This is a genomic window from Photobacterium proteolyticum (genome assembly GCF_001939735.1).
Lineage (GTDB): Bacteria > Pseudomonadota > Gammaproteobacteria > Enterobacterales > Vibrionaceae > Photobacterium > Photobacterium proteolyticum.
Genome location: NZ_MJIL01000079.1, coordinates 190,832 through 202,751, shown reverse-complemented (window position 1 = coordinate 202,751; position 11,920 = coordinate 190,832). Strand labels below are relative to the sequence as shown.

Sequence of the window (11,920 nt, the reverse complement as noted above, 5' to 3'; positions counted from 1 at the left end):
TATGCTTTACCCATGGCAACAGACCCTATGGCAGAACTGGCAGCAGCTACTGGGGCAGGGACGGCTGCACCATGCGATTTTATTGCTGGCCTCGACGGGAAGCGGGCGTGAGGTGCTGGCACAACAGCTAGCCCGAACCGTGCTTTGTCAGAACTGTGATACCGAGCCCTGTGGGGTATGCCATAGCTGTCAGCTATTTGCTGCAAAGACCCATCCTGACTTCCATGTTGTCGCTCCTTTGCAGGAAGGCAAACAGATTGGCGTTGATGCTGTTCGGCAGTGTAACCGCTGGGCGGTGGAAACGTCTCAGCTGGCAGGTCAGCGCGTGATCATGATAGATCACGCTGATGCGTTGGGAGAGGCTGCGGCGAATGCCCTATTGAAAACACTGGAAGAGCCACCATCGGGTTGTCAGTTTATCCTGACAGCCGAGTCGCTTGATAGCTTGTTGCCGACAATTAACAGCCGTTGCAACAAATGGCGACTGGCCGTGCCTGATGAGCAGGAAACACGGCGCTGGGTCGAGCGGCAGATGATGCAGACGGTAAAGCTGGAGTCAGTGCGCCTGAACAGCGGAGCCCCTATGGCTACGCAGCAGTTTATTGAGCAGGGCCAGGATATTCGCCATGGAAACTTGCTGGAGGCGTTTTGTGATTTTCTGCAGCCGCCTTTTACCGGCGTCTATGACGTGGCAGCCCTTTGTACCACTGAGGGCATTGTCAGCCTTAAGTGGCTTAGCTACTTCCTTGTTGATTGTATTAAACTTCAGCAGGGTGTCAGTTCGCACCTGGTTCACAGTGAGTCACTCGACAAAGTGCAGACTGTTGCCGCTAAGATTAGCCCGACTGTATTGTTAGCGCAGGTACGTAAGGCTAACGAGCTTCACCGAAAGCTGGAAAAGCACACCGGATTGAACGAAGAGCTGCTGATAGTTGAGTGGCTGACCGGCTTTATTACCGAATTATAGAGAAAACAGAATTGAGGAAAAGATCGTGTTAGTTGATTCACATTGTCACCTGGACAAATTGGACTACGAGCAACTTCATACAGGGATTGATGATGTGTTGGCCAAGGCAAAGGCGCGGGGGGTAGAGTACTTCTTGTCTGTTGGCGTTACCCTGAAGAGTTTCCCGGCCATGATGGAGATGATTGAGCCACATGAGAACGTATTTGCCTCCTGTGGCGTTCACCCATTAGATATCGAGGCGGGCTTTGATTTTGAGCAGTTGAAGACCTTTGCTCAGCATGAGCGGGTTGTGGCTATCGGCGAAACTGGCCTGGATTACCACTATCAACCGGAACTGGCCGAACAGCAGCAAGAAATCTTTCGCCAGCATGTCCGTTTGGCGGTAGAGCTCAACAAGCCGCTGATCATCCATACCCGAATGGCCCGTGAGGATACTATGCAGATCCTGCGAGAAGAAGGGGCCGAAAAGTGCGGTGGTGTGCTGCATTGCTTTACCGAAAGTCTGGAGATGGCCAAGGAAGCGATCGAGCTTGGTTTTTATGTGTCGATATCCGGCATCGTTACCTTTAACAAAGCCAGCGAATTAAAGCACGTTGTTAGCAGCCTGCCGCTGGATCGCCTGCTGGTCGAGACAGACTCTCCTTATCTGGCTCCTATCCCGTATCGCGGTAAGCAAAACCAGCCTGCCTATGTACGTGAAGTCGCAGAGTATATTGCCCTGCTTAAAGGCGTCTCTGCAGAAGAGGTCGAGAAAATCACCACGGATAATTTCTTCACGCTTTTCTCCCTGGCCAAGCGCTAGTCAAAAAAAGAAAATTATTCATTAAGTAAAAAAGGAGCAAATGCTCCTTTTTTATCGCTATGCCTGTATTTATTAATACTGCGAATATGTTTGCTCTTCATCAATAAGAAACTTAATTTCACTGGTGAAATTAAATTTCATACACGTAACGCCACCTTTCTGAATCTGTACTAAAAATCAGCTATTTACTTTCTTAAAAGAAGAAAAATGTAATATTTGATGATTTATTAGGCGATGTTTTGGAATAATATTTCATTCCTGAGCGGCATCATTGATAAGTATCAAGTTTTATAAAATGCCTCATTTTATACTTGTGAGGCAATAAAAAAGCTAAGTGGTGCTAGCATTATGACTACGGGGGTAGGTCGCTTGCACTGACTTGATAACTAACTAAAACACTCTCACTCAGGAGCACACTATGTTTAAGAACCTTTTTGCTAACCTGCAAAAAGTCGGTAAGGCGCTTATGCTGCCTGTATCGGTTTTGCCGGTAGCCGGTATATTACTGGGGGTTGGCGCAGCGAATTTTAGCTGGTTGCCTGAAGTAGTCTCTCAAATTATGGAGCAAGCTGGTGGTTCTGTATTCGGCCAGATGCCGCTGTTGTTTGCAGTGGGCGTCGCGTTGGGCTTTACAAATAACGATGGTGTCGCTGGCCTGGCTGCAATTGTTGGGTACGGTATTCTGGCTGCGACATTAAGCGTTATGGCTGGAGTCATGGAAGTCGACAAACTGGATACCGGTGTGCTTGGAGGTATTCTTGTCGGTGGCCTGGCGGCATGGGCTTTCAACAGGTTCTATCGTATTCAGCTTCCGGAATACCTTGGTTTTTTTGCCGGCAAGCGATTTGTTCCAATCATGACAGGATTCTGTGCTATTGCCTTGGCACTTCTGTTGTCTGTAATCTGGCAACCAATCGGCGGCGGTATTGAAGCCTTCTCTGACTGGGCTGCACACCAGAATCCGACGTTGGCATTTGGTATATACGGCGTTGTTGAGCGTTCTCTAATCCCGTTTGGTTTGCACCATGTTTGGAATGTACCGTTTTTCTTCGAGGCGGGTAGCTGTGTTAATGCTGCTGGTGAAACACAAAACGGTGTGCTTACTTGTTACCTAGTTGCTGATGAGCCTTCGCGTCTTGCTGGTAACGGTTTCGGTCAGCTAGCGGGCGGCTATATGTTTAAGATGTATGGTTTACCAGCGGCCGCTATCGCAATCTGGCACTCGGCGAAGCCTGAGAATCGTGCCAAAGTCGGTGGTATTATGATTTCAGCGGCACTGACATCATTCCTGACCGGTATTACTGAACCGATTGAGTTCTCCTTCCTGTTTGTTGCACCAATCCTATACGGAATCCACGCATTGCTAGCAGGATCGGCATTCGTGATGACCAACATGTTGGGCATGGTTCATGGTACAACCTTCTCGCATGGCTTCATCGATTTTGTGGTGTTATCGGCGAACTCACAGAAGTTGTGGTTGTTCCCGTTCATGGGATTAATCTATGCCGCTATCTATTATGTGGTATTCCGCACCGTGATTGCCAAGCTTGATCTGAAAACGCCGGGACGTGAAGATGAAGAAGAAGGTGCGGGCGCTACTGCTGAAGGCTCAGAGCTGGCAAAAGAGCTTGTTATGGCCTTTGGTGGTAAAGATAACATCACTGGGCTTGATGCTTGTATCACGCGCTTGCGTGTGTCGGTAGCCAGTGTCGATAAAGTCGACCAGGAGCAGCTGAAGAAGCTGGGTGCTGCCGGAGTGGTTATAGCCGGTGGCGGTGTTCAGGCTATCTTTGGTACCAAGTCTGATAATCTGAAGTCCGATATGGATGAGTGGATCCGAAATCACTGAGCGATTTAGTCATTCTCAAATGGGGGGAGCTTCGGCTTCCCCTTTTAGGTTCTGGTGTTTATCTTTAGCACCTTCCTAATCTTCATAAGTCAGTATAAACGTTTCTATGCGTACTCTATGTATTTACATCCTGACCAATAATCGTCATTGCTTAGATTGAGTAGTACGCGCCGCATTGAAAAATGCGGCTTTTTTGTGGCTTCCGGTCAGCAACTACAGCGACAGAAAGAAGAGCATCAGCAACGGCACCAGCAGGCTGAGAATAAACCCGCTGACAATCGCAATAGGGACACAGCGGATCCCGCCACTGTTTTGAATGACAGGCAGGGTGAAGTCCATCGCCGTGGCGCCGGCATAACCTATTGCCGTACTTGGATAGCGGCTGATCATGAGCGGGATGAGGCTCAGCGCGATCAGTTCTCTGAGCAGCTCGTTGAGAAAGGCCGCACCACCAAAAATTGGTCCCAGTCCGTCTCCCATCAGTATGCCTGCCAATGAATACCAGCCAAACCCTGATGCCATCGCCAGGCCATGGGTTATTGGAATACCAAGGATAGTTGCGGCAATGATCCCGCCGGGTAATGAGGTCAGAACAATGACCAGCGCAATGGTGATCCCTTTTTTGTTGAGCAGGATTTGACGCAAGGTCATCCCGCTATTGCGAAGCTGAATACCGATTAGAAACAGCAGGATCAACAGAATAACTTCGCTGGCCTTATCAACCCACTCGAGATCCATGCCAGTCAGGAGGCCGACTATAAGTCCGCCGGCAACAACGAGTATTAGTTTGACCGACTCCATCATCATTTTCAGGAATGGCAACTGGCGGTGATTCTGGCTGGTTTCCGTCGGCCAGATCTTGTCGATAACGGGCAAAGCAAGCAGATTACAGGCACTGATAGAAATAAAAAAGGTTGCCGTATAAGTAAGGATCTGATTCAGATTTTGTCCCAGATTATCAAGTCCGGCTAGGCTCAGCCCCATCAGCGTAAGGATCACCAATACAAGGCGGCTGGTTTGCGTGTTAATGAAAGTCAGAACGGAGTCCTTGCCAACCGGAATGAGGTATCCGATCACCAGCGGCAGGAAGATATATAGCATCCCTGAAAACATGTGAGTCCTTGCGGTGTGTGTTGTCTGCCTGGCAACAGCATCATGCAGTTGCCGAAGGGTTTATTAAATCAATAAGCTACAACTTCTCGATGAGTTAAGTAGCTTATCAGTATCAATTAGACAGGGTCAATACAGCATACTGGCAAAGTACAGGGCAAATAGCCTTGCAAGGACAGCGGCTAGAAGCCGCTGTTTTTGATGACATTGCGTATTTGGGAATTAAATTCAGCGTCAGGCAGGTTAGTGAGTTCGTACATCACCTCGGCACCAGCGAGATCGAGTTCAACGTGGTGCTCATCAATGGCATCATCGTTGCTTTTAAACATCAGAAGGTGATTAGCCATACGGGCTATATCGAGATAGCTGGTTTGCGGGCGCTGGCCACGGTATGGGGAGGCTGTATTGCTGGCAACCTCCAGATAATCATCATCAAAGCCCCAGTGCTTGAGAATAATGAGGCTGGCTTCCTGGCAGCAGTGTTCAAACACATATTTCGCAATATCAATATCAAGATAGTTACCGCTGTCCAAATAGCTCTGATATTCGGATACTAGGCTAAACAGGCCAATATCGGCAAACAGGCCGGCCAACAGAGATTTTTCCTGCTCAACCTTAGCCGGTGTTTCAGGGTGGTTAATGAGTCCCTGAGAAACAATAGCCATCGTTGCAGCTAGCTGTCTTGAGCGAATAGCACTTTGCATCAGCAGGTCGTTGCAGCCTCGGCTGAAGTTGCTTTTGCTCTTAAGCTCTTCAATGGCTTGCGCCGTGATAATATCTCGTACTCTCAATATACCGAGCCTGCTTACTGCGGTTTGAATGTCGTGGCAAATAACATTGCGCCGGTTAAACATCATGGTATTGGAGATTTTGACAATGGAGGCGGCCATACCGGGATCATCCAGTAACAAGTCAGCCACGTCGCGGATCGTGGTATCTTCTTCGTTGCACAGGGCATGAAGTTTCACAAGAACATCTGGAATGGGGGGAAGGGTAAGACGGTTTTGCCTGACGGCGTCTTTTACCAAGGAACAGAACTCAGATTCCAGTCCTTTTACGATTTTGTCATTTTCTGGTTTAAGCCAAAAAAAAGATACGTGTGCCATTACAACTACTAACTTGAACTCGAGGTCTTCATTCTATCTTGAGCCGTTGCTGATAGACAGCTGTATAACATAAAAAAATAATAAATCGTTACTAAACGTTACACTTATGCAATTTCTGTTGTTGGAAGGTTGTCGTTGTCGAGCAATTTAAGTAGAAAGCGCACGGTGAGCTTTATACTCTCCTGGGTAAGCAACAGCTGTTTGTAGTGGACTTCCAGCGGGAGGATTTCGAGCCAGCGCTGGCAGACCCAGGTGAGGTTGTTATAGTCTGGTTTAGGATAAAGGGATCCAACTTCGGGCATGGTGGCATAAAAGAGTTTCAGCTTCTCTGAAAGGCATAATGTCAAGGCTTCGACAGGGGCTGGTGACCAGTGTGGGTAGGGCTCAAAATCTGCCAATAACAAGCCGTCTTCCTCGACTCTTATTGCCAATAAGCGAACGGTTTGAATACCTTCGACCATGATACTGAGTAGCCCTCCTTCCAGCGCGTTAAAGTCAATGATATGGGCCTCGGTGGCAATCGCCGGTATTTTTTTTATCTCGTCGTGCTCTTCAGACTCATTGAGCATGCATAGTGCAAAACTTCTTTTTTTTGCCAGAGACTGTTTGACCATCCGAATATATCGTTCTTCTGCAACCGTTATTTCTAGCCTTCCGTTCGGAAGAATGTGGCTGGATGAAGGAAAGAGTGCTATGTCTACCATGATATACCCTCCACTTATTATTAATAACCATAGTCTTTACTGACAAGAATAACGATAGTGCGAAAGCGAATTGCGTCGGCCATTTGGGGAGTTCAGGCGCAAAAAATATGGTCAATTTTTGTCACTTTTTACTTAATTCGCGATGTATAATATGCTGCAAATCTCAAATCCAAGTGTTCGTTGTTTCATATGTGGAAATTCGTAATTTGATGTGGCATTGTCAATTTGTTGACGCATTTTGATATAAGTTACTTGAAATTAAACGACCATTAACGTTTATCGGGGGAGAAGCTTGTGCGATCGATCAAGGATGACTTATTTAATTATCTTCGCGAATTTGGCCACTATGAAAAACGTTCAATGTTTGGTGGAACGGGGGTTTTCATCAAGGGTGCCATGTATGCAATTTTGACTGATCAGTCGATGTTTTTACGTGGGGGTGAATCGCTAGATACCAAGCTGACTTCTTTTAACTGTAGTAAGTTCAAACATATAAAGCGCAGCACAACAGCCGTGGTTAATTACTATGATGTGACGGAGCTATATTTGAATGACAGGGCCGAGTGTGACGAACTGGTCCAGCAGTCGATTAAAGTCTCGACAAGAGAGAAAGAGTTCAAGTCTTCAGAGCAGAGCAAGCGCCTGCGTGATTTGCCCAATATGCGCCTGACGCTCGAGCGTATGGTGAAAAAAGCAGGTATTCCGGATGTCAGTAGCTTTATCTCATTGGGAGCGGCAGAAGTCTACCGTAAGGTACGCACCTCGCACGGCAAGGATCTCGATCTGAAACTGCTTTGGATGTTTGCCGGTGCCATTGATGGTTGCCACTGGACTTTACTAAAGGATGACCAGAAAGAACGTTTATTGCGCGAAGTCGAATAAGACGCAATAGATACAGACTGGGTAGTATTGGCCACCATATTTTGGTGGCTTTTTTTGTTGTAAGATAGCGGTAATCTTCTGTTTAGTGTAAGCCCCTATGCGACTACCCAAGCTCACTGGCCCGGTACTATCCGGATTGCATTGTTTCCTGATTGCTGCCGAGCAAATGAGTTTCACCCGAGCTGCAGAAATTTTGTGCCTGACCCAAAGTGCCGTTAGCCATAAAATCAAAAACCTCGAAGACAGCCTCGGGGTTCAGTTATTTATTCGCCAGCCGAGAAAGCTGACATTGACCGAGGAAGGCAAGCGTCTGAAAATGGTGGTCGCCCACAATTTTGGGGATATTGCCCATGAAATTCGGGATCTCAAAACACTCGAATTGAGCGGTGATTTCAATGTAGCCGTGCCCCCGACCTTTGCCCAGACCTGGTTGCTGCCAAGGCTTAAGGAATTTTTAGATAAGTACCCGGCGCTGCGTTTTCACCTTCGAACCCGAAACGAACTCATTGATTTTCAAACTGAGACATTTGATTGCGCTATCTATTTTGGTCACGGCAAGTATGGTGGGCTGCACTCCGCAAAGCTCATGGATGAAAGTATGTTGCCGGTGTGCAGCCACGACTACGCTGTTGCCCATGATTTATATGGCAATCCTGACAAACTCAGTACCTGCATGCTGCTTCACGATGCGGCTCCATGGGCCCGTGCCGGACGTAATGATGAATGGCAATATTGGGCACAGCGACACGGTGTCGAATTGCCGGAGGCCGGGTGCACGTTTGACAGGGCGGATTTGGCGCTACAAGCTGCTGAGCGGGGTATCGGTGTGGCAATGGGGCGTAAGTCGTTTATTGCCGATCAGTTCGATGATGAGCGCTTGGTGGCGCCTTTTGCGATGTCGGTAACATCACCGCTGAGCTACTACATTGTGTGTCGCAAAGAGCTGGCACAGTCGCCAAGAATCGTCGCGTTTGCTGAATGGCTAAGGAGCCTGGTTGACTAGAGAACACCCAACTACCAGCTTACCTGCTTGCTGAGGTTATTTGGATATATGAGTAGGGTGAATAAAGAAACAGCCCCGAGAAAGGGGCTGTTATCTGCTGATATCTCAATTATTTGTTTAAGTATTAGAACTTGAAACGTGTCGACAGCATGATCTGGTCGTCGTAGATCTCGTTGAAGCGAGCCGAAACACCAATAGAGAACAGTTCCGTTGCATGGAACCTACCATACACTGATCCGATGGTTTTTTCGTGATCGCTAATGTTCAGGTGACCAATCTGGCCGCCGACTTCTAGCTGAGGACCAAGCCACTGACGAACACCGATATTCACTTCCATGCCGAGCTTGCCGCCAGAACTGTTAAATTCGCTGCCGTTTTTGGCATTCCTAGCTTTGATTTCACCGGTAATATCGGCCCAGTTATTGACTGGCGCATGGAAACCGACACCTAGCGCTACGTCCCAGTCGCTGTCGAATTCACTATCGACAGAGCCGGTCAGGTGTGCGTTAGGGTGGATGGATTTGCTGAAACCAGCACCGTAAGTAAGTGGGCTAATACCAATACGCGCTTCAGCGTAATCGTAACTAAAGTTACTCATCGTGGTCTGGGCAGCATGAGCCGCAGAAATAGATGCCAGGAAAATACCTGTGGCAAGGAGTGTTTTACGCATGAAAGTTAGTCCGTGGAGCCTAAAGTAATGGAAGCATTTTAATGGACAAAGGAGGGCAATCATAGATTTTTACGGTATTAAGTTACTTTTTTGATAAAGAACAGCGTAAAAATGCAGCAATAATCACAAAAAAATTGTGATCTTGAACGCGAATGTTGTACAAAATATCAGGAGCTTATCTCACTTTGTTTGACAGCAAAATAAGACAAGCTACTTAAGTCATTTTATGGTTCTGTTAGTATCAGTTGGGAGCTGTGGCTGCTGAACTGTTGTCTGTGGTTTATACTATGAATCGATATTGTTAAGAGTAAAATAACATATCTCGTCTGCTTTGCTCGCGATGATTATTGGTGAACGCTCTAAGCCCTAGGTGGATAAAGCTTGCATTAGATACTTTGCCGAGTGTTACGGCTGCACCTAACGTATTGATATAGAAAGTTATGTAATGCTTATTATCGTGAACTTCTTTGAGGTAGGTTAAATCAATGAAAAAGCCCGGAAATATATGCCGGGCTGCATGGTTGAATTAACCGAAACCTGATCTGGTTAAGTCAATAAGTTTACTCAACAATAAGCTTGATTTAGTACAGCTTTATATTGGCGATTTCTCCCTGGAATGGGTAAGTATTTCGCTCTGTAGAGCCGATACTCAGTGGAATGTCATTGCTGGCTGGAGGTGTAACTGTTTTAACGCCGTAGTCTGTACCGTCAACAGTTAAGCCAAGTTGGTTACCATTCAGTGTAACAACGACATGGTGCCAGTTTCCGTCACCAAGGTTTGTCGCGCTGATGCCCTTACCGTTTACACGGGCACTCAGGACACCCGTTTTACTTATTTGCACGTAATATGGGTTATTTGTCCCATAGTTCCATTTGGTTATGGCAAAACCGGCTTTAGCTGTGTTCCAGCTGTCATAACGAATGTCAAACTCTAGCCGGTTCATCACATCGAAATCACCAAGCTCGACTCGCTCGTCAATGCCGTTGAATGTTCCAGCATTGGCGGCAAAGCTGGTGGCATGTTGCTGATTGCAAGAAATGTCTTCTACAGTGCCACTTAATGGCCATTCGCCGACTAAGTCAGGATCCGTCATCCCCTGGGAGCATAAGCGTTGCTGCTTTTGGGCACGATACAAGCTATCGATTGGAGTAGTGTCCTGGATATGTGCCTGTTTCTTATTCGCAGGCAAGCTAGGGTCGTAAGTCTGCTGGTTTTCAATTGTATTGAACGTCCAGCCGGATAGACCGACAACATAAGGCATTATCACCCGGCCATATAAGCTATCATGTCGCATGAAGCTCCAGTTGGTGACAGTGCGTGGTGCCGTATTTTCATTGTTCCAGAAGACCAGGTATTTTAGATGGTTTGGTTGTTGGTTTGCTGCTCCGCCCATTAGCCCGTAGTTCCATCCACCGATATTTTTATCGATGAGGTTGGCATAAGGCTGGTCGGCGTGGAGGTTATGAAAGCGGTCCGGTGAATGCCAGGACTCGCTCAGAACGTTACCAACAGCCCGGTGGGAGAACCCTGCAGCATGCCAGTGCCTTGCTGTGTCTTTCACTCTTGAAGCAAGAACATGAGTTGAACTGCTGATATCAAGGCTAAGGTGTCCCGGGTTGCCTATGAAATTAATGTCCTGAATGGTACTGGCCGCACTGCCCGTAAAGGTTAAACCGACGTTGACATCCTGGAAGTCGATATTTTTGACCCAGCTGTTGGCAACACCTTTGAGGCGCAAGATACTCCAGCCGCCGTCATGAACCCCGTTTTTGTGATGGACGAAACTGTCGTGCCAGTTACCTTTGAAAGTTAAGTCCTCAAAACCGATATTCTCCAGCAAAGGTGCAGGTTTTAGTCCCCATAATCCGCCGGAGTCGACATCATGGTGGATCGGAGCGGCAAAGGTTATGGTATCACCCTGAATATGAGTGATTTGATGGTACTCTTGTGATCTTAGGCCTTTGCCAGTGATAGCAGTCCAGGCTGCTTCTGGTTGATATGGCGCAACGGCGTTGGCGACGGTGGCGGGCGTGTTATCAAGCCGGGTTAGCATTACCCACTGGCCTGTTTGTAGTTTAGATGCATCAGCGACAGTGATTGAGCGTGTCGTTTCCCGAAGGTGATCAGAAGCCACTGTCGTAATAAATTTGTCACCATTCGCTAATTTTATCGGTGTTTTTCTTAAGTCAATCGTATTTGGATCCGGATTATATTTATCGAAGCTGATCTGGAATAGATATGGTGTCGTCCAGTCTTTATCTGGATCGACGAGTTCCAGGTTACGCTCCATAAATAGTACGGTTTCAGGCCCAGCTCCGCGGAAGACGATATTGCCTCGTGAAACGTTGATTGTGAATGATTTGCGGTTATCAGCCCCCTGTTGTGTATCAGACATATCCAGCCCGGTCATATCTGAAGCATCATTGAGTCGGAATTGTCCTCGGGGGAACTCGATGATGGCTCCGGCACCACCGTTGTCGATATAGGTTTCTGCGGCGGCGATTGTTCTGCGAATGGCATCCTTATCACTGACGTTATCATCAGCAATAGCGCCGTAGGCTGTGACCTGAAAAACTTTGAAACCTAGATGGCTGGAATCTGGTAACGGTTCGTTACCAAATCGATATCCGACATATGAGAAGTTCGGCAGAATATTGTCATTAGCTATATGTGATGCAGCATCTCTGAGATCGGAGCCTGGAGAGCGGGATGCCAGATAGTCTGCCCAGTAATCAGCAGCAAAGACTGAACTGCTGATCGCGAGTGAGACAAGAAGTGATGTTGTTTTGATTGCTTTCATTTTTCGTTCCTTATGAAAAAACGAAG

Annotated in this window: 10 protein-coding genes; 5 read left to right on the top strand and 5 right to left on the bottom strand. The window is 47.3% G+C overall.

Annotation, left to right across the window (positions count from 1 at the left end; all coding sequences use genetic code 11):
* Nucleotide 1: 1 nt before the first annotated feature.
* The 3 genes from holB (at nucleotide 2) to ptsG (ending at nucleotide 3,618) form a co-directional block, all read left to right on the top strand.
* Entirely contained in the window at nucleotides 2-967 is a 966-nt protein-coding gene (holB, locus tag BIT28_RS15610) for a DNA polymerase III subunit delta' (RefSeq protein WP_075765321.1), read from the top strand.
* 25 nt (nucleotides 968-992) lie between these two features.
* Nucleotides 993-1,769 carry a TatD family hydrolase gene (locus tag BIT28_RS15605; protein WP_075765319.1) on the top strand — a complete coding sequence of 259 codons (777 nt, stop codon included), beginning with the start codon at nucleotides 993-995 and terminating at the stop codon, nucleotides 1,767-1,769.
* A gap of 418 nt (nucleotides 1,770-2,187) precedes the next feature.
* Nucleotides 2,188-3,618: a PTS glucose transporter subunit IIBC gene (gene ptsG, locus BIT28_RS15600; RefSeq protein WP_075765317.1), complete on the top strand. Its 1,431-nt coding sequence runs from the start codon at nucleotides 2,188-2,190 to the stop codon at nucleotides 3,616-3,618.
* 213 nt (nucleotides 3,619-3,831) lie between these two features.
* Here the strand turns inward: ptsG and BIT28_RS15595 are convergent, their stop codons facing one another.
* The 3 genes from BIT28_RS15595 to BIT28_RS15585 form a co-directional block, all read right to left on the bottom strand.
* Nucleotides 3,832-4,731 (bottom strand): LysO family transporter, encoded by a 900-nt coding sequence (locus BIT28_RS15595; RefSeq protein WP_075765315.1) that lies wholly within the window; start codon nucleotides 4,729-4,731, stop codon nucleotides 3,832-3,834.
* Nucleotides 4,732-4,910: 179 nt separating this feature from the next.
* Complete coding sequence (locus BIT28_RS15590; protein ID WP_075765313.1) at nucleotides 4,911-5,834, bottom strand: HDOD domain-containing protein; 924 nt, start codon at nucleotides 5,832-5,834, stop codon at nucleotides 4,911-4,913.
* Nucleotides 5,835-5,938: 104 nt separating this feature from the next.
* On the bottom strand, nucleotides 5,939-6,538 hold the full coding sequence (locus tag BIT28_RS15585) for an LON peptidase substrate-binding domain-containing protein (RefSeq protein ID WP_075765311.1): 600 nt from the start codon (nucleotides 6,536-6,538) through the stop codon (nucleotides 5,939-5,941).
* Between the two features lie 294 nt (nucleotides 6,539-6,832).
* On the opposite strand from BIT28_RS15585, the gene BIT28_RS15580 reads away from it, so the two are divergent.
* Nucleotides 6,833-7,420, top strand: a complete 588-nt coding sequence (locus BIT28_RS15580; RefSeq protein ID WP_075765309.1) for a TfoX/Sxy family DNA transformation protein — start codon at nucleotides 6,833-6,835, stop codon at nucleotides 7,418-7,420.
* A 97-nt stretch (nucleotides 7,421-7,517) separates the two neighbouring features.
* Nucleotides 7,518-8,423 (top strand): DNA-binding transcriptional regulator DsdC, encoded by a 906-nt coding sequence (gene dsdC, locus BIT28_RS15575; RefSeq protein WP_075765307.1) that lies wholly within the window; start codon nucleotides 7,518-7,520, stop codon nucleotides 8,421-8,423.
* Nucleotides 8,424-8,547: 124 nt separating this feature from the next.
* Here the strand turns inward: dsdC and BIT28_RS15570 are convergent, their stop codons facing one another.
* Nucleotides 8,548-9,093 carry a hypothetical protein gene (locus BIT28_RS15570; RefSeq protein WP_075765305.1) on the bottom strand — a complete coding sequence of 182 codons (546 nt, stop codon included), beginning with the start codon at nucleotides 9,091-9,093 and terminating at the stop codon, nucleotides 8,548-8,550.
* A gap of 581 nt (nucleotides 9,094-9,674) precedes the next feature.
* Nucleotides 9,675-11,894: a DUF4955 domain-containing protein gene (locus BIT28_RS15565; protein WP_075765303.1), complete on the bottom strand. Its 2,220-nt coding sequence runs from the start codon at nucleotides 11,892-11,894 to the stop codon at nucleotides 9,675-9,677.
* Nucleotides 11,895-11,920 lie beyond the last annotated feature (26 nt).